Source organism: Eggerthella lenta DSM 2243 (assembly GCF_000024265.1).
Classification (GTDB): Bacteria; Actinomycetota; Coriobacteriia; order Coriobacteriales; family Eggerthellaceae; genus Eggerthella; species Eggerthella lenta.
In genome coordinates, this window is sequence record NC_013204.1 from 3,114,024 (window position 1) to 3,136,682 (window position 22,659).

A 22,659-nucleotide genomic window follows, 5' to 3' on the forward strand; every position below is an offset into this window, starting at 1 on the left:
GCTCCTACTTTCCGTCGCTCGCATCCCACGGCTCGAGATCGCCTGCATGCAGCATGGCGAAATGGCCTGTGGTCAGCGCCTCGGCTATGTTGCCCAGGTTGTAGTTGCCGCCGTTCAGCGACCCGAACTCGCCCACGTTGTACAGGCGGGGAATCACCTCGTCGTTCGTGTCGAGCGTCTGGTTGTGCTCGTTATGCTTGGGGCCGCCCTGGGTGTTGATCATGCCCATGCCCATCTCGATGGCGTAGAACGGCCCGTCGCCGAACGCCGCCATCGTCTCGGGATCGCGTTTGAAATCGGGATCGGCGCCCGCCTCGCAGCTGGCGTTCCAACGCTCCACCGTCGCCGCCAGCGCCGCGGCGTCGACGCCTTCGTACTTCGTGCCCGAAGGAGACGTGCCCACCATCGACGCAGCGAGCCCTTCGATGGTGTCGGCTTTCACGATCCACCCCTGCTCGAGCGCCCAGGCGTTCGTCCATTCCTGGCCGAGCAGCTGGTGAACGCCCGCGTACGACACGAGCGACTTCGGCTTCGTCGACTGGATGTACAGCGGTGCGGCGTCGAACGTCGCCTGGTCGAACACCATCCAGTACGGCAGGTTGGAGAACTCGTACGTGTCGGTGTCCATGTCGTACCACACCGTGCGCTTGCGCGTGTGCTGCGGTGCATGGGAAAGGTTCTTCGTCTCGTTCACGAAACGCTCGCCTTTGTAGTTGACGAAGAGCCACGACGAGGCGTCGGGGAAATGCCCCGCCGACTGCATGCTCACCGAGCACCCTACCTGCTCGGACGGCAGACGGTAGCACGGCGATCCTATCTCGGAGCAGTCCATGTGCCACAGTTGCGCCCCCGCTTCGACGCACATGCGGTGGCCGTCGCCCGTGTTGTGCGGCGTGCCCCACGGGAACAGGTGGATGCCCCATCCGGTGTACCACTGCTGCATCATGGGATTGCCCTCGAACCCGCCACACGCCATGATGACGCCTTTTTTGGCCTTGATGGCGATGTCGCCGCCGGAGCCTTCGGCGACGACGCCGAGGATTTCCTTCGTCTCGGGATTCTGCACGAGGCGTTTCGCCGGCGTGGCGAGCCGGATATCGGCCCCTTTGTCGACCGCGATTTCGTGGAAGTTCCCGAACAGCTCAGAACCGCCCGCATCGCCGCGTTCGGACCAGGCCACTTCGCCGGTCATGCGCGAGGGATCGCCGTAATCGCGCCAAACCCAGTAGATTTCGAGGTCCTCGAGGGAGTCGAGCCACGCGCCCGCCTCGATCTCCTGCTCGACGATGGCGGGATACAGCACGTCGCCGTCCTCCTTGCTCACCGACCCCTGGTTGAAATGCCGCAGCATCTCCACCATGCCGTCGGCATCGTCGGGCTTCATGCAGGTTTGGATGCAGCCCGTCGCGCATCCCAGGTTGCCGCCGTCGGGCTCGCTCGACTTCTCCAGCGTGATCACGCCCAGGCCGGCGTCCAGACCGGTGATGGTGGCGGCCACGCCAGCCGCGCCGTACCCCACCACGACGACGTCGGTTTCCTCGTCCCACGCCTCGGGCATCCACCAATCCTTTTGCTCCTGCGCGGCAGCCGACCCGCATCCGACCAGCCCGACCGCAGCGGTTCCCACTGCCGCCAGCCCTGCGCCTTTCAAAAAACTCCGCCTGCTGAACTGTTCCATCGTTCCTCCTTCGATCCGCACGGCTCATGCCGCCCTTACGCTTTCGATAGTAGGCTCGACGCGTTCGCGACAGTCCCCCCGTTGCGGGTGGAACCGCCACCCGTTCAGCAGTGACTTGCGCGCGCCCACCCTGACGAAGCGGGTGGTTGACGCGAAAATCCGCGTCATTCCTCAGGGGTGATTTTTCTTTTTTGCCGGTCGTTCGCACATTCACCTCTGAGGAATGACGCGCGATCCCACGTTGCCGGGCATGATGCACGACGAACCTTGGCAGCGCCGAGCGGCGCACAGGAGGGCCAAGATGGGGAATGAAAGGATCACGACCATGAAGCACAACGAGAACGGAACGAACGGACAGAACAAAGCGAACCGCGGCCTCTCGCGCCGCACCTTCCTCACGGGCGCAGCCGTCACCGGCCTGGCCGCGGCAGGGGCGCTGGCCGGGTGCAGCCCGAAGTCGGCCGTCGCCGAGGCCGACGCGGCCGACGGCAGCGCGAAGCCCGAGCATCGCTGGCAAAGCCAGGCGGCGGCCGACTGGCGCACCCCGCCCGAGCCGGTCGACGAGGCGAAGATCGCCGACGGCGGCACCTTCGACGTCGTGGTGGTGGGCGGCGGCCAGGCGGGAACCTGGACGGCGCGCTCGGCAACCATGAACGGGGCGAGCGTCTGCGTCGTGGAAGCGCAGCCCGAGGACAGCTTCTTCTACATCGGCGGCGAGGTGGCCATCATCAACAGCGAGTGGGCGATCGAGCACGGTGCCGACCGCATCGACAAGGTCAATTTCATGACGAACTGGCTCGTGCGCAACGCGAACCGCAGCAACCAGCGTCTCATCCGCAACTTCGTCGACTACTCCGGACAGATCATGGACTGGAGCATCTCCGAGATCGACGAGGTGGACCCCGACTTCTACCACAACACCGACCGCGTGAACATCTACTCGGCCGAAGCCGACGACCGCATGGTCATGGACCCCTCCGGCTACCAGTTCTACAAGTCCACCATCGTCCACCGTCCCGTCACGGGCGGCGGCTCCGATTGGGAATGGGGCCCGGTGGTCATGACGCATCACCGCGAGCAGGCCATCAAAGAAGGCGCCGCGTGGCACTTCAACACGTACGCCGAGTACCTCGAGAAGGACGACTCCGGGCGCGTGGTGGCGGTCGTGGCGCGCAACCAGGACGACGACAGCTACGTGCGCTACACGGGCACGCGCGGCGTGGTGCTGACCGCCGGCGACTTCCAGGCGAACGAGGACATGATCCGCGACATCAACGACGAGTACCGCCACCTGGCCGAGAACTACGGCAACATCGAGCTGGCCACCTCCGGCGGCATGGGCGTCAAGGACGGCGCGGGCATCAAGCTGGGCGTGTGGGCAGGCGGCCACGTGGAGGCCGGCCCGCGCACGGGCATGAACACGGGCCAGTCGGGTCCCTGGGAAACCGCGCCGTGGGGCCCGGGCTTCATGCTGCTCAACCAGCGCGGACTGCGCTTCTGCAACGAGTGCGCAGGCGGCACCGAGGGTTCGGGCTACCAGTCCAGCCGCCAGCCGAAGGGCGCCATCGTCTCGGTGGCCGACGCCGGCTATCTCGACACCATCGCGTGCATGCCGCCGGCGCACGGCGCCATCAACCTCACGTCGAAGGTGACCTTCCACGGCATCGACCCGCTGCAGGAGCAGATGGCCGCCCTCGACCCCTCGTCGACCGAGCCCAGCAAGGACGGCGTGTACTGCGCCAACACCTTCGAGGAGCTGCTCGACAAGATCGGCTGCTACAACGAGGAGCAGAAGGCCAACGCCCTGTCCGAGCTGGAGAAGTGGAACCAGTACGCCGAAGCCGGCCTCGACGAGGACTTCGCCGTGGACGCGCGCATCATGAAGCCGCTCACCACGCCGCCGTTCTACGCCGTCACCGGCAACGCCGAGGACATCTACGTCGGCCTCTGCCAGACCACCGGCCTCGACACCGACTTCAACGGCTGCGTGCTCGACTCCGACCTGTTCCCCATCCCCGGCCTGTACTCCGCCGGCAACAACTCGGGCAACCGCTACATCGTGAACTACTGCACGCCCATCAGCGGCATGAGCCTGGGGCTGTGCATGACCGAGGGCATGCTGCTGGGCAAGCGCCTGGCCACCACCGCGCCCGAGGACATCGAGCAGCGGAAAGCGTAGGACGGCCGGCCGCCCCTCCGCCCCACCGATCGCCATCCCTCCCCTGAATGCTCGGGCGCGCCCTCCCCTCCCCGCGCCCGAGCCACCGAACGCGGCCCCTCCGGGCCGCGTTTTGGCTATAATGGAAGCTCCGAGAAGCAGCGAAGCAGCAAGCGAGGAGGGGCGTTTGACGCGCACACCAGGGGCATCGGGAACCGCAGCATCGTGGCTGTACCTCGGCAGGGGCCTGTACTTGGCAACCCTGCTGCTCGTGCTGTCGCCCACGCCATCGCTGGGAGGCGGCTTCTCCGACACCGGCGCTCTCGTGAGCACGCGCTTCGCGTTCTTCTGCGCCTTCGCCGTATCGGCCCTCGTCACCACCGCGCTGTGGAAACGGCTGTCGCCCGCACGCCTGCATTCCGGCTTCATCGCGGCCGCCATGATCGTCCAGATCGTTGGCGGCCTCGGCTACCCGCTGACCGCCGCAGGCGTGCTGCCCCAGCAGTTCCTCACCGTCGACCTGCTGCTGTCGGCGCTCGTGCTGCCCATCATCGACCTCGCCTGGGGCGAGGCGTACGCCCAGCTTCCCCTGCGCTCCATCATCGCCCGCACCGCCGGCTCGCTCGCCCTGGCCGTCGCCGTGCTCGCGCTCATCCAGGTGCTGCCCGGCACGTGGTCGGTCTCGTTCATGAAGCTGCTGCCGCTCGGATCCATCCTGCTCATCGTCGTGCTGCGCCGCTCGCCGTCCTCCCCGCCCTACGTGGCGCTCACGGGCGGCCTAGGCACCATGCAGCCTTCGTGGAAGCTGCTGGCCGGCATCTGCTGCGCGATGGCGGCCAGCGCCATCCTGCCGGGGTCGGCCGAGACGGGCGGCTTCATCTCGTGGTGGTCCATCATCGCCGGCAACGCGTTGGCCGCGGTGCTCATCGTGGCGCTGCTCGTATCGAGGCGCCAGGGAGACTTCCAGAAAGCGCTCGTGGTGTTCGCGGGCATCATGGCCGTATGCTACGCGCTGTCGGGGCTGCTCATCGGCGCCGATTCGGGCGCGTCGTCCGAGCCGTACAAAATCGCGCAGCACTGCATCATCCTGGCCACGCAGCAGTGCCTGTCCATCGCGCTGTGGTTCATCCTGCTCGACATCGCGCAGAAGACGCGCACCAGCCCGTTTCTCGTATGCGGGCTCGGCCTGATCGCCACCGAGCTGTGGGGCGCGCGATCGGCACGGGCGTCGGCATGCTCGCGCCGCTCGACCCGGCGGCACTGTCCATCCTCGCGCTGCTCATCCTCGTGCCCGGCATGTACTTCTTCGCCACGAGCGATCATCCGACCGAGGTGATCGTCGATGCGGAGGACGTGCTGCAACGCCGTCTCGACCGCATCGTCGAAACGACCGGCCTCACGGCGCGCGAGCGCGAGATCCTCGAGCTGTGGGTGACGGGACACCGCCTCGACTACGTGGCCGAATCGCTGTTCATCTCGAAGAACACGGTGAAGACGCACCTGCGGCACATCTACCAGAAAACGCAGACCGGCAACAAGGAAGAGCTGCTCGTGCTGTTCGAGCAGCAGGCGTAAGGCGGGCGCGGCGCGCTCGCAACGCCTACTTCCCGCGCACCACCGCGCCGAAGGGCAGCAGCGCCAGCTTCGCCTGCTTGAAGCACTGCATGCCGAAGGGGATGCCGATAATCGTGATGCACAGCAGCACGCCGTTGAGCAGCGCCTCGAGCGCCAAGAACACGCCGCCGAAGATGAACCACAGCACGTTGAGGACGGCCGACCCCGCGCCGCCGCCGTACTCGACCTCCTTGCCGAACGGGAAGAACGCGAGCCCCGCCATCTTGAAGCACTGGGTGCCCACCGGGATGCCCACGATAGTGATGCACCACAGCAGCCCGACGAGGCACCAGCTCACGCCCTGCCAGAACCCCGCGAAGACGAACCACAGTATGTTGCCGATCACGCTCATGAAGCATCCTTTCGCGCCGCGGTGCCCGATCTAACGTTTTCCCAGTTCGAAAGCATACCACCCCCTGCCCCCGCATTTTGCGGGGTGCGCGCATTCCCTACCAAAACGCTGCACTTAGGGGGTGCCGCCGTAACGGCGGGCGGGATAGCATGCTCCTCGTCCGATGCGCGGGAACCATCGCAGCATCCCGGCAGCGACGGGAGGGCCGGTGGATGCGCACGGACCGGAAAGCTGCATCGCAGCACCACGGAGACAGGGAGGACCATCATGAAAGAAAGCACCCCATTCGAGCAGAGCCGTCGCACGTTCCTGAAGACCGCCGGCGTCGCCCTCGCCGGCGCCGCCGGCCTCGGCATCGTCGGCTGCGCGCCGCAGGGCTCCGCCAGCACCGGAGACGGCGGCACGGCCGCCGCGGCTGCCGGCACCGATACGAAGTGGGACGAGGAGTTCGACGTCGTGGTCATCGGCGCGGGCTGCGCCGGCCAGGCCGCCGCCATCACGGTGGCGCTCGAGGGCAACGGCGCGACGTGCCTGCTGGCCGAGAAGGGCACGATGCCCGGCGGCAACAGCCCGTACTGCAAGGGCACCGTCGTGTACGCCGAGGACGAGGAAGCGTTCAACCAGTACATGCTGGAGATGCGCGGCGAGGAGGGCACCACGCCCGACGACGTGATCGCCGCCTACGCCAAGGGCGCCGCCGAGAACTACAGCTGGGTGTTCGACACGCTGGGCGGCGTGGTCGAGGAAGCGTCGATCATCGCCCCCACCACCAAGGACGACCCGCTCAAGTCCACGCCCGAGTGGCCCGAGTTCGAGCACTGCTACGCGTTGGGCAAGCTGACCGTCGCCGGCAAGAAGGACGTGGAGATCAAGGGCGACAAGCACATCACGAAGCTGCTCGACCGCGTCATCGCCGACCACTCCGACGTCATCGAGTACCGCACGGGCGCCCCGATGAGCGAGCTCATCCAAGACCCCGGCACCAAGCAGATCCTCGGCGCGGTCATCGACGGCAAGAACGTCAAGGCCAACAAGGGCGTCATCATGTGCACGGGCGGCTTCGAGGCCAACCCCACGATGCGCCAGGACTTCATCGGCCAAGGCGGAGCCCATCCCGCCGTCGAGGAGGGCAACACGGGCGACGGCCACAAGGCCTGCATGAAGATCGGCGCCGACTTCTGGCACATGGAGCACGTGGCGGGCTTCTGGATGGCCGGCCGCGACCTCGAGAACACGAAGTTCACGAACAACCAGATCATCTCGCCGTGCCCGAAGCAGTACGGCATCACCGTGGGCGTGAACGGCCGCCGCTACTACATGGACTGGGACGGCTACAGCAACAAGTCCGACATCGCCTACATGGACGACCCGTCCGTCTCCGTCGGCAGCCGCCACGGCCATATGCAGATCGGCGGCGAGTGGCCGCACCTGGCCCAGCCGCGCAAGGCATGGTTCGTGTTCGACCAGGCAGGCCTCGAGGCCGGCGCCATCCCCGCCGACACCACGAGCGACCCCGTGGCCGACAAGCTGGCCTATTCCGCCGACACCATCGAAGACCTCGCCAGCCAGATGGGCGTGCCGGCAGACGAGCTGACCGCCACGGTGGACCAGTGGAACGAGTGCTGCGCCAACGGCAAGGACGTGTACTTCCATCGTCCCGAGAAGACGCTGACGCCCATCTCCACGCCTCCGTTTTACGCGCAGCTGTGCTGCCCGTCGTTCCTCAACACCGACGGCGGCCCCGTGCGCAGTGCCCAGGGCGAGATCCTCGATCCCGACGGCAAGCCCATTCCCAACCTGTACTCCGCCGGCGAGTTCGGCTCGGTGTGGAGCGGCGTGTACCAGGGCGGCGGCAACATCGCCGAGTGCCTCATCTTCGGCCGCATCTCCGCTCGCAGCGCCCTCGCGAACGCCTAGCGCCTCGCGCCGCACGCCACTCTCGACGACGTCCCTTCCCTCCCGCGCGCCCCGGCTGCCTCCCAGCCGGGGCGCGGTGCGTTTCGGTCGGATGCCCCGCACGGGGACAGCCCCCGTCCCCCTGGGGGACATTCACGGCGCGAGGGAGCAACGGGCGCGAGATTCCGCGACGCGCGAGCGCCTACAGCGCCTTCACGAAGTCGATGACGTCCTGCTTGGAGTGCACGTCGAGCTTCTGGTAGATGTTCTTCACGTAGCTGCGCACCGTGTTGTCGGACAGCACCAGCTCGCCGGCGATGTAGGACGAGCTGCGGCCCTCGGCCAGCAGCATGAGCACCTCGGCCTCGCGGTTCGTCAGGCCGTAGCGCTCGCGCACGTACGCCTCGCGGTCGAAGGGCGGCTCGATCGCAGCTGCCGGGGCCGTCGGGACCCGCGAGGCCGCCGAGGCTGTCGCCGCCACCGGAGCCGCGGCGGCCAGCGGGGCCGCCCCGTGCTCCTCCGGGCGCCACACGCGCTCGTCCACGCTGGTCAGACGACCTTCGCGCAGCGCCGTCTCCGTCTCGGCACGGAACCGGCAGCGCCCGCACACCTCGGCGAACAGCGGCCGAACGCGCGGGATGGAATCGGTCAGCAAGAAGCCCACGCTCACGGCCAGCAGGCAGATCATGGTGGCCACGATGAGCATCTGCTCGGCCCCGCCCGCATCGCCGAGCCACCACATCGCCAACCGACCGCTCTCGCGGAAGAACAGGTGCAGGAACCAGAAGAATCCCAGGATGAGATACGGCGGCAGCGCGCGATGGCGCGCCACGTCGTACGACACGAACCACAAGAACCCCACCTGGAACAGGTTCGTGATGGCGATGAGGGTGGCACCCACCTCGCTGACCAGCGGATCGAGCGTCGACAGCAAGATCACGCCCACCGCCAGCGCGGCAAGCTGCGCCTGCCACAGCACGGCGAACTTGAACCCGCGCCCCTTCACGAGCGTCCACCAGATGATGCCGAGGCCGGCGGCCGTCACCCCGAGGTGCTGCACGAGGTGGAACACGGGCGACAGCTTGATGGATTCGCCGAACGGGAACCCGCGCGACACGCCCAGCACGAAGCTGAACAGGGCGATGCCCACCACGAGCCGCACGATGGTGGAACGCGGCTCGGCGGCGTACACGTCGTCGGGCGGCGGCGCCACGATGCCGCGCCGCTCGCGCTCGTCGAGCGTCTTCTGCGCCTGGAAGTACATGACCAGCGTCACCATCGGCAGCAGCATGCTGACGAAGAACGCCGTGCTCTCCTCCACGATGCCGATGAAGATGCCGATGACGGTGGACAGCGCCAGCGACGCGAAGGCCGCCAGCAGCGCCTCGCGCAACCCCAGCCGGATGTAGAACGTGATCCACATGCCGCCGCCCCATGCGAGCCCCACGCCCGAGCACACGGCCGCCACCAGGGTGAACGGCAACGACGGGAACAGCGATTGCACGAAGAACAGCAGGCTGCCCAGCGTCATGAGCCCGGCCGAGATCCAGCCGAGCACGTTCTCGAACCTCGGCGAGAACGCACGGTGCAGCGCCACGGCGCCCAGCACGACGATGCACCCGCAGCGCGCGAAGTTGATGGCGACCGTCGTCAGCCCGGAATCGACCCAGATGTAGCGCGCGTACAGGATGCACTGTATCCACACGAGCACGAGGCCCGTTCCCAGAAACGAGAACGAGAAGCCCGGCAGGTACCGTGCCGCGAACGATTTGAAATCCCAAGAAGGCACCTGCTGCTCGGTCGCGCTCAATCCGCCACCCCGCTCCCCTCGAACACCGCGCGCACGAGGTATTCCACGTTGCCCTCGGGCCCCGTGATGGGCGATTCCACCACGCCTGCCACGCCGAACCCCGCAGCGACCAGCGCCGCACGCACCTCGTCCACCGTGCGCCGCCGCACGGCCTCGTCGCGCACCACGCCGTGCTCCGTCTCGTCGGGCCGCGACTCGAACTGGGGTTTCACGAGGCCGATGAACACGGTGCCCGGCTGTGAGAACCGCGCGAACGTGGGCGCGAGCGCCGCGAGGCCGATGAAGCTGAGGTCGGCCACGAGCACGTCGAAGGGCGCGCCCAGTTCGGCCGGGTCGGCCAGCTTGATGTTCACGCGCTCGAACACCGCCACGCGCGGGTCCTGCCGCAGCTTCCACGCCAGCTGCCCGTAGTTCACGTCGACGCACGCCACGCTGGCCGCGCCGGCCTGCAGCAGGCAATCGCTGAAACCGCCGGTTGACGAGCCGATATCCAGGCAGCGCAGGCCTTCGACGCGCTGTCCGAACGCGTCGAGCGCGCCCTGCAGCTTGTGGCCGCCGCGCGACACGAAGCGCTTGCGGTTCTTCACCACGACCTCCGCGTCGGGCGCCACCTTGAGCGCCGCGCTCGTGGCATACACGTCGTCCACCTTCACCTCGTGGGCGAGCACCGCGCGCAGCGCCGCGCCGGCGTCCGCGAAGTACCCCTGCTCAACCAGCAGCGTATCAAGTCTGATCTTCTTCATGGGAAACAGTATAGAGCAAACCACGTCCGCACCGACGAAGGCGGCGCATCGCCCCGGCTATCGTTTTGCGCAGGAAATATCAAGATTCGTCGCGCCCTTCGGGACCAGCTCCATCACCCGCTCCACGAGCACGTCCTCCTCGACCGTCAGCCCCTTGTCCACGAATAGCGCGGCGAGGGGGATGCGCTCTGCGTCGGCATCCGACGGCGGTGTCAGCCATCGATGCCGATTGTGGCAGAAAAATCGAGGTAGGTAAATAATTCGACCATTTTCTGCGCGCTCATATCAGAAAATCCCAGGTCGCGATTTTTCCAATGCGCATATTATTTACCTACCTCGGTTTTTCTGCCAGATTATCGAACAAGGACGACGAGAAGTCGCCGTCCTCACCGAGCCGCGGCCGCCCGAAGGCGGCCGCATGGAGGGAGGAACAGCAGGAGTTCGAGCTGCGCTTACAATGCAGCCAGGTCGCGACCCAGCAGGTAGGACAGGGTGCCGCACACGGCGCCGAGGTTCTGACCGGGCATGACGAAGTTGTAGGTGTTGGCGTAGAAGTCGCCGGTCATGATGCCCGTGTTGTACAGACCCTCGATGGGCGTGTCGTTCTCGTCGCACACCTGCATGTTCTCGTCGGTGCGCAAGCCGCCGCACACGGTGAGGAACGTGGCGCCCGTGATCTTCGTGGCGTAGAACGGCGGCGTGGAGATGGGGAACAGGATTTCGGGATTCACGTGGAACTGCTCGTCGAGCCCCTGTTCGGCGTATTCGTTGTACTGCTTGATGGTGGCCAGCGCCTGCTCCTGGTCGATGCCGTCCATCTGCTTCACCAGCTCTTCGATGGTGTCCGCCTTGTAGTACGTGGCGCCCGTGCCGATGGACTCCTTGCCGCCCTCGGCGTTCTTGTCCCACGACGCGATCACCTCGTCGGGCGTGAGCGGCATGATGCCGTTCTCGTGGTCGATGCAGCATCCGAACTGCTCCCACTCGTCCTGCGTGTAGGCGTACGCCTTATCCCACACGGCGTAGGCGGTCTTCTGCGGAAGTTGCAGCACCGAGATGGCGCCGTACGCGAAGTTCGTGCACTCGTTCTGGTAGCGCTCGCCGTGGATGTCCATGTTGAGCCCCCAGAAGTTGGAGATCACGCCGTGGGCCGGGCCCGACGCGCCGCCGTTGATCATGGGCGGCACCGGGTACGTCTTCTGCCAGGCGGCACCCACCCACAGGCCCATCTTCTGGCCGTCGCCGGGCATGAGGCCCGAGTACACGAGCTCGGCATCGTAATCCACGTCGCCGAACGAGAGCGCGTCCTTGAAGTGCTCCCACGCCCACGGGCTGTACTTCGCCATCATGTCGGGGTTCTTCGAGAAGTCGCCCGTGGCCAGCACCACGGCCTTGTTCGCCACGTACTTGACGTACGAGCCGTCCTCGCGCTGCGCCACGACGCCCGACACGCGCCCGGTGTTGTCATCCTCGCGGATGAGGTACTGCGCGACGGTTTTGTAGTGTATCTCGCCGCCGAAATCGCCCGTGAAGATATCGGCGTACGCCTGCGCTTCGAGCGGCGCGCCGTACAGGGCGCCGAAAGGCTGCTCATCGGTGTAGAAGTTGTGCGACGCGGGCGGGACGGTGATGGTGCCGTCGGGATCGTAGTAGCCCGGCTCGAGGCAGCACTTGAGGCCTTGCTTCTCCATATGGTCGATGGTCCAGTCGATGGACTCGCCCGAGTGGTTGATCCAGCGCTCCCACTTCTTCTTGTCCATGAGGTACGTGCCGGCGGTCTGCTCGGCCTTCACGATCTCGCGCGCGGTTTCGGGCGAATAATCGATGCCCTTCGCCTTCTGGTACTTCGACCCGATGGCGTGGTTCGAGCCACCGCGGCTGATGGGCTTGCTGCTAGCCGAGAACACGATGACGTCGGCGCCCTGCTCGGCGGCCGACACCGCCGTGCACAATCCGGCCATGCCCGCGCCCACCACCACGATGTCGTGCGTGATGGTCTCGGCGATGTCGGCATCGGCCACCGGCTCGGGCGGAATCTCGAAGCTCCACTTCATCTGCTGGTAGCTGTCGGCCGTCAGCACGTCGGACGCGCCCGCTGCCGAGCCCGCGCTGGCCGCGCCGGACGCAGCGCCGCCCGAAGGCGAACATGCCGCGAGCGCGCTTCCCGTAGCCGCCAACGCGCCTGTTGCCAAAGCCCCTTTGAGAAAATCTCGGCGATTCAGTTCCATGCGATTTCCCTCCTTGCGATCGGTTGCGGAACACGGGCTCAGTCTTGCACGAACGCGGGCGGCGCGCGTTCACCCGCGCTTGGTGTTTCGCTCGAAAAGGGGTCACATAGATCAGGTGAATTGGCAAATTCGCTGATCATCGGCACGCCTTTTTGGGCGTCGGCCATCGAAGCGTCCCCTGATTTCGCCTACAATATGCCTGGGGAGGGGTTATGGCGCATACGAAGAAAACTCAGCTGTTCTTGGTGGCCACGGGGTTCGCCTGCTTTTTGGCGATGAACTCGTTCTCGCTGTGGGGCTTCTCGTTCCTGCCGCAGTTCGCGTTCGGCGCGAGCGCGCAGGACAGCTGGAGCACGCCGGTGTCGCTCAGCAACATCGTCGCGTTCTTCGTCTACTTCCTGGGATCGACGCGCTTTCCGCGGCTGTTCGACCGCGCGCCGTTCTTCGAGGCCGTGCTGCTCATCGCGGCGGGCATGATCTTCCTGCTGGGGTTCTTCGTCACGTCGTCGGCCGTCATGCTCACCGTGTCGGCCGTGCTCGTGGGCGTGGGAACCACGTGCTGCTTCATCTGCTGGGAGACGGTGCTGTCGCTCAGCGAGCCGCGCGAGACGAAGAAGCAGATCATCCTGGGATCGGTGCTGTCGCTGCTCCCCTTCGGGCTGTTCTTCGCGTTCGGCCAGGCCGGGCTGCTGTTCACCGAGTCGCTGCTGGCGTTCTGCAACCTCGTGCTGCTGTTCTTCACCCTGCGGTTCGAGGGCGGCGCGCCCGCTACGGCGCCCGTCGCCACGCCCCCTGCAGGCGCAGCGCCGCGCGTGCCGCTGCTCATCCGCAGCCGCTTCTGGAAGCCCCTGCTGTGCATCGTCATGATCGGCGTGATCTCGCCCGTCATCGGATCGGTGGCGTTCTCCGACGACCTCGCGTTCTTCGAGAGCTGCGCCATCGTGTTCGCGGCGAACCTCGTATCGGCGGCGATCCTGGCCGTCGTCTGGCTGGCGCTCGACAAGGAAACGACCATCTCGAAGGCGTACGTCGTGTTGTTCCCCGTGCTCATCACCGCGTTCCTGGCGTTCCCCTTCGTGGCCGAGCAGTACCGCACCCTCGTGCTGTTCGTGGGCAGCTTCGGATTCACGCTGTTCTCCATCGTCATGATGGTGTCGTGCATCTCCATCGCGAGCGAGCGCGGCCTCGGACTCGTGTTCGTGTACGCGCTGTTCGCGGGCGTCACATACGCGTCGCGCCTGATCGGGCAAGGTTTGGCGGCCGTGATCGGACGCAGTTCGCTGTCGCAGGAGACACAGATCGTCACCAGCGTGTTCGTGCTGCTGTACGGCTGCTCGCTGGTCATGTTCATCCTCGTGCGGAAGAGCGCCGCGCGCCCGAAGGAGGCCGCCCCCAGCGGCGTCGACGTGCTGCAGCAGGCGTGCGCGCAGCTGGCCGCCGAGCGCGGGCTGTCGGCGCGCCAGACCGAGGTGCTCGACCTGCTGGCGCACGGCTACGACGTGCCGTCCATCGCGAAAAAGCTGTTCATCTCGGAAAACACCGTGCGCACCCACACGAAGAAGATCTACGCCCTGCTCGACGTGCACGCGAAGCAGGAGATCGTCGACCTGGTGAACGCCCGCTGCGGAAAGGACGCGCAGGACGAGTAGGGCGTCCGGGATGTGCGGCGTCTTTGCGCAATGTTAACGTGCGGGGCGCGTCTTTCGCATCCTCTTAACGCGCGCGTCCGTATGCTGCTTCTCGAACGGAAAGGAGCATGCATGGACGCAATCGGGATAGCATCCCTCGTCATCGCCGGGTGCGGGTACACGGCCGCGGCGCTGTTCTTGCTGGGGCTGCTGTTCGTCGACGTGACGGAAACCGGCTGGCGCATCAGGGCGCCGTGGCGTTGAAACCCTCCCGCAACGCACGGCGGCCGCCCAAGGGCGGCCGCCGGAGCAAGCTCGCTGCGCGCTCTCGCGCTACGGCAACAGCAGCTGCGCGATCTGCACGGCGTTGAGGGCCGCGCCCTTGCGGATCTGGTCGGCAACCACCCACATGGCCAGGCCGTGGTCCACCGTGTCGTCGCGGCGCAGGCGGCCGACGTACGTCTCGTTCGTGCCGGCCAGCAGGCCCGGCATGGGGTACGTGTTCGTGGCGCAGTCGTCCATGACCACGATGCCGGGGAACGCCTCGAGGGCCGCACGCGCGGCCTCCACGCTCACCTCGTCGGCGAACTCCACGTACACGGCCTCGGCGTGGCAGCGCAGCACGGGCACGCGCACGCACGTGGCGGCCACGCGGATGCCCTGGTCGCCCATGATCTTCTTCGTCTCGACGACCATCTTCCACTCTTCCTTGGTGGAATCGTCCTCGAGGAATTTGTCGATGTGCGGGATGCAGTTGAACGCGATGCGATGCTGGAACACCTCGACGGTCAGCTCGTCGTCGGGCGTGCCGCCGAGGAACTCGCGCGTCTGGTCGTACAGCTCGGCCATGGCCGGCGCGCCGCCGCCGCTGGCCGCCTGGTACGTGGACACCACCACGCGCTTGATGGGCGACAGGTCGTAGAGCGGCTTCAAAGCCACCACCATCTGGATGGTGGAGCAGTTCGGGTTCGCGATCACGCCGTTGTGCCACGCCACGTCGCCCGGGTTCACCTCGGGCACCACGAGCGGCACGTCCTCGTCCATGCGGAACGCGCTGGAGTTGTCGATCATCACGGCGCCGGCCGCGGCTACGGCTTCGCGCATCTCCTTCGACACGCCCGCGCCGCACGAGAATAGCGCGATGTCCACGCCTTCGAACGACTCCGGCGTCATTTCCTGCACCGTGAGGTCGCCCGCCGGCACCTGGCCGCAGCCCAAGAACGGCAGCGCCTTGCCCGCCGAGCGGGCGGACGCGAGCGCGCGCACCTCGGCCGCCGGGAAGTCGACGTCGTGCAGCACCTGCAAGAACTCGGCGCCCACCGCGCCCGTGGCGCCCGCCACGGCCACCACCGGGTTCGCCGGCATCCTCTTTGTCCAAGTCATCGTCAGTCCCCTATCTACCCTTGTTCATCTTCGCGGCGATTTCCTCGGCGCTCAGCTGCGTCTCCTCGAACACGCTGTCGGAATCGAGGTCGAACGCCTTGTGCAGGCAGCGCACGGCCGCCGCGGCCTGCGCGCCGTCCACCACGACGGACAGCCGGATGGGCGACGTCGAGATGGCCAGGATGTTGATCTGGTTCTCGCCGAGCGTCGAGAACGCGCGCGCCGCCACGCCGGGCGACGACTTCATGCCCGTGCCCACGAGGCTCACCTTCGCGATGTCCTCGTCCACGTCGTAGTCGCGGGCGTTGATGTCGGGTAAGATGCGCTCCACCGTCTCCTTCGCGCGGGGCAGGTCGGCACCGGGGCACGTGAAGCTGATGTCGGTGATGCCGTCCTCCGAGATGTTCTGGATGATCATGTCCACGCTCACCGTGTTGCCCGCCAGCGCCGAGAACACCTTCGCGGCCACGCCGGTCATGTCGGGCACGCCGCGGATGGTGAACTTCACCTCGGACGTGTCGTGGGCGATGCCGGTGATGACGGCTTCCTCCATCATGTCGGTCTCCTCCTTGATATAGGTGCCTTCGGCGTCGGAGAACGCCGAGCGGGAATGAATGACGACCTGGTACTTGCGCGCGAACTCCACGGCGCGCATCTGCAGCACGCCGGCGCCCGAGCTGGACAGCTCCAGCATGTCGTCGTACGAGATGACGTCGAGCTTCTTGGCGCGCGGGCACACGCGCGGGTCGGCCGTGTACACGCCGTCCACATCGGAGTAGATCTCGCACACGTCGGCGCCCAGACCGTGCGCCACCGCCACCGCCGTGGTGTCGGAGCCGCCGCGGCCGAGCGTGGTGATGTCGCCGTTGGCGTCGATGCCCTGGAACCCGGCCACCACCGCGATCACGCCCTTGTTCAGGGCTTCCATGATGCGCTCGTTGTGCACCTTCACGATTTTGGCCTTGGCGTGCATGCCGTCCGTCTCGATGCCGGCCTGACGGCCCGTGAAGCTCATGGCCTTGTAGCCGCGCGCCTCGATGGCCATCGCCAGCAGCGTCATGGACACCTGCTCGCCCGTGGACAGCAGACGGTCCATCTCGCGCGCCGGCGGGTTGTCGTTGAGCGAGGCGGCGAGGCCTACGAGCTCGTCGGTGGTCTTGCCCATGGCGGACACGACGGCAACCACCTGGTGCCCTGCCTGCTTCTTCGCAATGAGCTTCTTCGCGACCATCTGGATGCGCTCAGGCGAAGCGACGGACGTGCCCCCGAATTTTGCTACGATTAGCGACATGGTGCTCTTTCTCGTCAGGTTGAACCCAATCGGCTGTCCACTATACCAAACGGTCGCATCGTCGCCTATAGAAAGCCCGTTAACAGGAGCTTTTTACATGGGGAAAACGAAGAGAACGAGCAGTCGCCCGCATGATGCGCTCGAAACCGAGCAGATCATGCGGGCGACGTCCCGAACCGAAGACAGCTTCGACGTTGCTCTGCATACGCTTACCCCGCCTGGTAGATCGTCTCCAGCTCGCCGCTCTCAACGAGCGTGCACAACGCATTGCTCGCCTGATCGCTCTCGATGCCCATGTGCTCGAAGCGCTTCGCCAGCTTAAGGCAATACGACAGGTCGCCGGGCTCCAAAGACAGCAGGGCGGACGCAGCTTGCTCGTTCAGTTTTCCAAACATGAGATGCTCCTTTCCTTTTCGATGCATCCAGCGTACTGCACCAAGGAAAGATGGCTTTTGGACGAATGGAGAACCTCGCCGGTCGGTTTTGGCCGATCGTACAAACAAGCGTCCCGACAGCTTCAAAGCGCCTCCGTTGCCTCGTGAGACAGCGGCGCGCTGCGACTTGATTCATTACCAAAACCATCATGGACAAAATATGCCGTTTTTCTTTATTCTCATTTTGGAATAGCTTTTCATCACCTGGGGTTTCTTCGACCTCTCTTTCCTGCTCGCTCCCATTACGCGTCGAAAACTACTGAAAAGTAGTGCTTTTTGTCCATGATGATTTAAATCATATTATTGCAGGCGGACTGGCCGAGAAAGCATCGAGCGCCGCGTAGCGAGCCGCCGCCCCCTGCCCTTACGGCTGCAGCAAGGGGTTCGTGTAGTCCAGATACACGAGGCCCAGCAGGAACGCGAACTCGCGATCGGGGGAATCGGGCATGCCGAGCACGTCCTTAGCTTTGCGCAGGCGGTAGCGAACGGTGTTCGGATGCTGATGCAACGCCTCGGCCGCCAGACGCAGGTCGCCGTAGGCGCGCGCGACCGCCTCGGCAGTCGCGGCAAGCTCGGTGCCGTGAAGATCGTCGTGCTCTTCCAGCAAGGCCCTGTGCAGCGCGGCCGTGCGCCAGAACAAGCGCCCCTCGTTGGCGGCCGCACGAAACGCATCGTGATGCAGATCGGCCCAGCACACCACGCGATCGCCCTCAACCTGCGCCGTCTTCAACGCGGCAAGCGCCTCGCGCACGCTCATGTCGCCGTCGGAAAGCGGCGTCTCCTCGCCCACTCCCAGATGCACCTGGCCCGCAGCCAAAAGGCGCATCGTCAGGTCGCTTTCGGAGCGAGTTCGCACGCCGGCAGGAGGCTGCGCGTACGACACCAGCGCAAGCAACGCGCCATGGTAGCGGAAGGCGAACACCGCCTCCACCACATCGTCCCAATCGCGCTTGAACTCGGCCAACACGACGGTCATCGCGTCGAGCATGGCGTATAGGGAGCATTCGTCGTCCGCTTTCGGGGACGCCGCTATGCATTGGACGGTCGATCCGGTCGCCCCCGCCAGCTCGTACAACGCCGCACGGGCAGCATGCGGATCGTGCCCAGAAAGCAAGCCGTCCATGATGCGTCCCTTATCGGATTGCTCGCTGTCGCGCCGAATCAGATCGAGCGCCTGATATGCCACCACTTCGTGGTAGCCGCCGTCGTACAAGTACATTGGCACGCCCGCCGCCTCGCTGGCAGCCCGCACGCGGTCGCTGACGATGGGGCGATACGCTTTCTTCAGCGCAATACCCGAAACGCCGCGCGCTATCAGGACCAGAAGCGATCGCTCGGACAATTCCGGATCGTCGTGCGCGAACCCCAGGTTCGTCACGATGAACTCGCCGGGAATGTACGATTCGTAGCCGCCGTCCTTATCGGGAGCGCAATCGAGGATGCCCACGTTGTGAACTTCTCGCAACTCGGCTCCTTCGCACAGCACCAGCGGCTGCACCTGTTCGAACGCCGGCAACGCAAGTATGTCCGCAACCGTGATCACGAGGAGCTCCTTCCGAAACCTGTCACGGACATGATACGACGAGTCGCCGTCCTGCGCCACTTGGCGCATCCTGCCGTTCGACACGAAGCATCCAACCCGACTCGCGAGAAAAATGGACGCGAAAGCGCACCCATGACAATTCCCGAGGCGTTTTCATGCCGCTCGCGCCGACCGACCCGGATGACGTTCGGCATAATGCCTGGTGGCGATTTTCCGCTTCGGAAAATCGGCGGTTCGCCATGGCGAACTTTGTCACAGGGGGCCGTTTGCGCCCAGAACGCGCGCAGCGAGGGAGGGCCGTACTTGCGACGGCCCTCCCCCCGTTTCGCCCTACACCTCGTTGACCAGCTTGAATACCTTCTCCTTCTCGCCTTTCAGGAAATGGACGATGTTCTCGCAGCTCAAACGCTCTAGATCTTCGATAGCCGTGGTCGAGTAAAACGCAGAATGGGGCGTGATGATGACGTTGTCGCGTCCTACCAGCTTGTTCGAAGCCAGATCCGGAGTCTCGTCGTACAGCACGTCCGCGCCGAACGCACGGAGCTTGCCCGCATCGAGCGCGTCCACAAGCGCTTCCTCATCAACGCACAGGCCGCGGCCCAGGTTGATGAAGATAGGACGTCGCGCCATCAAGTCGAACGCCGCCTCGTCGAAAAAGCGCACGTTGTCATCGGTCAAGCACATGTGGTTCACGATGATGTCGGCATGGGTCAGCAGCTCTTCCTTGCTCACGCGCGTCACTCCCCGTTCGGCGAACGCAGCGTCGTCAGCGTGCGGATCGCAGGCTATCACGCGCTTCACGAGGCCCATCGCCTTCTCGGCCGTGCATTTGCCGATCTTGCCGAACCCGACGATGCCCAGCACCTGATCCTCCAGACGCGGCCACTGGGGTGCCGCGGCGTAATCCCACTTGTGCCGCTCGTCGATCTCCCTCTGGTAGAACTTGAAGTGCTTGTTGAGCGCGCCCATGTACGCGATGGCGCTCTCGGCCACGTCCCACGTGCAGTACTCGCCCACCGGGCAGACCCCGATGCCCCGCTTCGTGGCCTCGTCCAGGTCAACCTGGTCGAACCCGGTAGAGTTCAGCGAAACCACCTTGAGCTTCGGCGCGCGATCCATAGCCTCGGCATCCACCGTGACGAACGCCGTCAGCAACGCATCGGCATCGGCCACATGCTCGTAGAATTCATCACGCTTATCGTCCTCGTACTCGAGAACCTCGACCTCCACGTCCTCGCCCAGGCCCGCGCGCAGGGTTTCGATCTCCAGCGCGTGGTCGGGCATCATGCAATCGGCGTGATCGCAGATGAGAACCTTCATGGCAACCCTTCTTTCGTCTCGACGAAGTTACGGACGCTCGATGGGCTGGGTCAGGCAGTGAGGACCGCCGCCCGCATGCAGGATCTGGTCGAGCGGCACGTCGATCACGTCCAAGCCCAGCGCGCGCATCTTGTCGTTGATGTGCTTGTTCTTCTCGATTGCCACCACTTTGCCGTTGCCGATGCACTGCACGTTGCAGCCGTGCTTGTACATATCTTCGCTGGCCACGGGGATCAGCTCGAAATTGCGACGCTTCAGCATTTGCAGGAAGTTGTAGGGCAGCTGGTCGATGCAAGCCAGCGCCACCTGCGGGGCCACGATGTTGAAGATCATATCGAGATGCAGGTTGTCCGGCGGGCACGGCACGCCCACCACGGTGTAGCCGAACTTCTGCAGCTGGTCGCGCAGGTTGTCCACGCCGGCTTGGTCGGTACGATCCACCTGGCCGAACGCCAGCGTGTGCTCGTCGATCATCCAGAAGTCGCCGCCTTCCATGCAGCCCGCGTTCACGCGCGCCACGATGGGAACGCCCATCTCCTTCAGCTTCTCCTCGTACGCCACGGCCTCCACCTGACGGACCGGGTGGCGGAAGTGGCCGATCACGGCGCCTTCCTTGATCATGCAACCGTAGTCGCGGGCGAACGTCATCACCTCGAACTCGGGGCGCGCCTCCACTTCGACCACTTCGATACCGTTGTCTTTGAACGCATCCACCAGCATCTGCCACTCGGCAACCATGACGTCGTTCTTTTCCTGGTCGCCCTTCTTCATCCACTCGGCGGTGATCACGTTGATGCCGTTGAACTGGTAGTACCGCGGCGAGCACATCATCACTTTCTTCAGCGGGTTCGTTGCGTTGGACACGTAGACCTTCTCTTCTTCAGCCATGATAGGCTCCTTTCGTTTGACAGGTTGTTTGGGAAGCAGTTTGAGAAACCGGGGCGCGCGGGGCGCCCCGGGGGCAGCGCGGAGGGTTACAGCATCACGGCCACGGTGAGGAACACGCAGCACACCAGGAACAGGAAGCCCACGATGGGTGCGGCGCGCTTCACCCAGTCGCCGTAGCTCATGTGGGCAGCCGAAGTACAGGTCATCACCACGATGGACGTAGGCGAGATCATCTTGGCCAGACCCAGCGCCATGCAGTAGATGGTCACCATGATGGCCACGTCCACGCCGGCGAACTGCGACAGCGCCGCCATGATGCCCATGGTCGCGGCCGCCAGCCCCGTCGACGAGGGAATGAGGCACGCGATGAGGAAGTAGCAGATCAGCGCCACAATCACGAACGCGACGGGAGGCAGGGCCGACAGCGTGCTCTCGCACATGTGCAAGATAGTGGGCGTGATCTGCCCGCCGTCCATCACCACTTGGATGCCTCGCGCCAGCGGCACGACGAACGCGGTGGACACGAGCCCGGCAGCGCCCTTGATCAGCGTGTCGATGATCTTATCGGCCTTGTAGCGCATGACGATGCCCGCGAGCAACGTCATCACCATCACGAGCATGGCGATCTCGGGGAAGTACCACGAACCGAACGGCGTGATGTCGCTGCCCAGCACCTCGCGCAGCACCGGCGTGACGCCGATCCACGACACGAACTGCTCGAAGAACGTCCAATCAGGGTTGATGGAAGTCCACGGCACGCACCCCACCACCATGATGGCGAACGTGAGGACGAAGATGGCCAGCACGCCCTTCTGACGGCCGGACAGCTCCAAGTTCTCGTCAGCCGAAACCGGGAACTCGATAAGATCGAGCTTGCGACGGAAGAACTGGACCGACTTCTCGGGATGAGCCTTCACCTTGTCGGCGTAGCGGTTGATGATGAAGATGACGAGTCCCGTGAACACCACCAGCATCAGCACGCGCATGCCCATGCCGTCGCCGGCCGAGATGCCCGCGATACCCGACGCGATACCCGTGGCGAACGGGTTCACCGTCGAGGCCAGGCAGCCGGCCTGCGTGCCCAGCACCACGATCATGATGGCCACCACGGTGTCCAGCCCCAGCGCCAGGATCACCGGCACGAACATGAGGAAGTACACGATTCCTTCCTCGTAGGCACCCTCCAAGGTGCCGAGGAACGACATGAGGCATACAAGGATGGCGATAAGCAGGTGCATATTGTTCTGGTTCTTCATGGTGATGCGCTTGAGCGCCGTCTTCACCGCACCGGTTTCCTCCATCATCTCGAGGAAGCTGCCGAACAGCAAGATGGTCAGCGAGATGGCGATGGCGCCGCTGATGGCGCCCGAACCCAGCATGCCCGTGATGGGCGCCATGAACACGTCCCACAACCCTTGCGGGTTGGACTCCACGATGTGGTACGTCCCCGAAATAGCGTCGCCGTTGGCGTTCAGCTCGTACGCGCCGCCCGGCACGAACCAGCTGAGCACGGCGATGAAGCAGATGACCCCGAACAGGATGACGTAGGTGTTCGGCATCTTGAATTTCTTCTTGCCCTTCTCGGGCTCGTTGTCTGACATGGATGCTCCTCTCCTCGACGCTTCCGGCACAGCGGGGCGCAGCTGCCCAAGGGTGCCGCAGAAGCGGCATCCTCGCAGACAGAGCCTGCCGT

The 22,659-nt window shown here is 65.2% G+C and carries 18 protein-coding genes; 6 read left to right on the forward strand and 12 right to left on the reverse strand.

Annotation, left to right across the window (positions count from 1 at the left end; all coding sequences use genetic code 11):
- Nucleotides 1-4: 4 nt before the first annotated feature.
- A complete protein-coding gene (locus tag ELEN_RS13480; protein ID WP_015761354.1) occupies nucleotides 5-1,678 on the reverse strand; it encodes an FAD-binding protein in 1,674 nt (557 codons plus the stop codon).
- A gap of 325 nt (nucleotides 1,679-2,003) precedes the next feature.
- Between ELEN_RS13480 and ELEN_RS13485 the strand changes: the two genes are divergently transcribed.
- The 3 genes from ELEN_RS13485 (at nucleotide 2,004) to ELEN_RS16375 (ending at nucleotide 5,411) form a co-directional block, all read left to right on the forward strand.
- A complete protein-coding gene (locus ELEN_RS13485) occupies nucleotides 2,004-3,857 on the forward strand; it encodes an FAD-binding protein (protein ID WP_035585673.1) in 1,854 nt (617 codons plus the stop codon).
- 166 nt (nucleotides 3,858-4,023) lie between these two features.
- The gene (locus tag ELEN_RS16370; protein ID WP_015761356.1) at nucleotides 4,024-5,172 is read left to right on the forward strand and encodes a hypothetical protein; all 1,149 of its coding nucleotides are present in this window, start codon (nucleotides 4,024-4,026) and stop codon (nucleotides 5,170-5,172) included.
- The gene (locus ELEN_RS16375) at nucleotides 5,070-5,411 is read left to right on the forward strand and encodes a response regulator transcription factor (RefSeq protein ID WP_041691672.1); all 342 of its coding nucleotides are present in this window, start codon (nucleotides 5,070-5,072) and stop codon (nucleotides 5,409-5,411) included. The genes ELEN_RS16370 and ELEN_RS16375 overlap by 103 nt, the downstream gene beginning before the upstream one ends.
- Before the next feature lie 25 nt (nucleotides 5,412-5,436).
- Here the strand turns inward: ELEN_RS16375 and ELEN_RS13500 are convergent, their stop codons facing one another.
- Complete coding sequence (locus ELEN_RS13500; RefSeq protein WP_015761358.1) at nucleotides 5,437-5,802, reverse strand: YccF domain-containing protein; 366 nt, start codon at nucleotides 5,800-5,802, stop codon at nucleotides 5,437-5,439.
- A gap of 267 nt (nucleotides 5,803-6,069) precedes the next feature.
- On the opposite strand from ELEN_RS13500, the gene ELEN_RS13505 reads away from it, so the two are divergent.
- The gene (locus ELEN_RS13505; protein ID WP_015761359.1) at nucleotides 6,070-7,719 is read left to right on the forward strand and encodes an FAD-dependent oxidoreductase; all 1,650 of its coding nucleotides are present in this window, start codon (nucleotides 6,070-6,072) and stop codon (nucleotides 7,717-7,719) included.
- Nucleotides 7,720-7,900: 181 nt separating this feature from the next.
- Here the strand turns inward: ELEN_RS13505 and ELEN_RS13510 are convergent, their stop codons facing one another.
- The 3 genes from ELEN_RS13510 to ELEN_RS13520 form a co-directional block, all read right to left on the reverse strand.
- Nucleotides 7,901-9,508, reverse strand: a complete 1,608-nt coding sequence (locus tag ELEN_RS13510; RefSeq protein ID WP_015761360.1) for a helix-turn-helix transcriptional regulator — start codon at nucleotides 9,506-9,508, stop codon at nucleotides 7,901-7,903.
- Nucleotides 9,505-10,251 carry a TlyA family RNA methyltransferase gene (locus ELEN_RS13515; RefSeq protein ID WP_015761361.1) on the reverse strand — a complete coding sequence of 249 codons (747 nt, stop codon included), beginning with the start codon at nucleotides 10,249-10,251 and terminating at the stop codon, nucleotides 9,505-9,507. The genes ELEN_RS13510 and ELEN_RS13515 overlap by 4 nt, the downstream gene beginning before the upstream one ends.
- A gap of 452 nt (nucleotides 10,252-10,703) precedes the next feature.
- Complete coding sequence (locus ELEN_RS13520) at nucleotides 10,704-12,479, reverse strand: FAD-dependent oxidoreductase (RefSeq protein ID WP_015761362.1); 1,776 nt, start codon at nucleotides 12,477-12,479, stop codon at nucleotides 10,704-10,706.
- A gap of 212 nt (nucleotides 12,480-12,691) precedes the next feature.
- On the opposite strand from ELEN_RS13520, the gene ELEN_RS13525 reads away from it, so the two are divergent.
- Nucleotides 12,692-14,128, forward strand: a complete 1,437-nt coding sequence (locus ELEN_RS13525) for a helix-turn-helix domain-containing protein (protein ID WP_015761363.1) — start codon at nucleotides 12,692-12,694, stop codon at nucleotides 14,126-14,128.
- A gap of 111 nt (nucleotides 14,129-14,239) precedes the next feature.
- On the forward strand, nucleotides 14,240-14,371 hold the full coding sequence (locus ELEN_RS16590) for a hypothetical protein (RefSeq protein WP_015761364.1): 132 nt from the start codon (nucleotides 14,240-14,242) through the stop codon (nucleotides 14,369-14,371).
- A gap of 69 nt (nucleotides 14,372-14,440) precedes the next feature.
- On the opposite strand, the gene ELEN_RS13530 is transcribed toward ELEN_RS16590, so the two are convergent.
- The 7 genes from ELEN_RS13530 to ELEN_RS13560 form a co-directional block, all read right to left on the reverse strand.
- Nucleotides 14,441-15,490: an aspartate-semialdehyde dehydrogenase gene (locus ELEN_RS13530; protein ID WP_035585668.1), complete on the reverse strand. Its 1,050-nt coding sequence runs from the start codon at nucleotides 15,488-15,490 to the stop codon at nucleotides 14,441-14,443.
- Between the two features lie 10 nt (nucleotides 15,491-15,500).
- Nucleotides 15,501-16,781 (reverse strand): aspartate kinase, encoded by a 1,281-nt coding sequence (locus ELEN_RS13535; RefSeq protein WP_015761366.1) that lies wholly within the window; start codon nucleotides 16,779-16,781, stop codon nucleotides 15,501-15,503.
- Between the two features lie 209 nt (nucleotides 16,782-16,990).
- Nucleotides 16,991-17,176 carry a hypothetical protein gene (locus ELEN_RS13540; protein ID WP_009306798.1) on the reverse strand — a complete coding sequence of 62 codons (186 nt, stop codon included), beginning with the start codon at nucleotides 17,174-17,176 and terminating at the stop codon, nucleotides 16,991-16,993.
- Nucleotides 17,177-17,579: 403 nt separating this feature from the next.
- Entirely contained in the window at nucleotides 17,580-18,758 is a 1,179-nt protein-coding gene (locus ELEN_RS13545) for a PucR family transcriptional regulator (RefSeq protein ID WP_021410797.1), read from the reverse strand.
- 330 nt (nucleotides 18,759-19,088) lie between these two features.
- Nucleotides 19,089-20,078, reverse strand: coding sequence for a hydroxyacid dehydrogenase (locus ELEN_RS13550; RefSeq protein WP_015761368.1), 990 nt, complete (start codon nucleotides 20,076-20,078; stop codon nucleotides 19,089-19,091).
- Nucleotides 20,079-20,105: 27 nt separating this feature from the next.
- Nucleotides 20,106-20,966 (reverse strand): dimethylarginine dimethylaminohydrolase family protein, encoded by an 861-nt coding sequence (locus ELEN_RS13555; protein WP_009306805.1) that lies wholly within the window; start codon nucleotides 20,964-20,966, stop codon nucleotides 20,106-20,108.
- Between the two features lie 86 nt (nucleotides 20,967-21,052).
- On the reverse strand, nucleotides 21,053-22,567 hold the full coding sequence (locus ELEN_RS13560) for a YfcC family protein (protein ID WP_009609389.1): 1,515 nt from the start codon (nucleotides 22,565-22,567) through the stop codon (nucleotides 21,053-21,055).
- Between the last annotated feature and the right edge of the window lie 92 nt (nucleotides 22,568-22,659).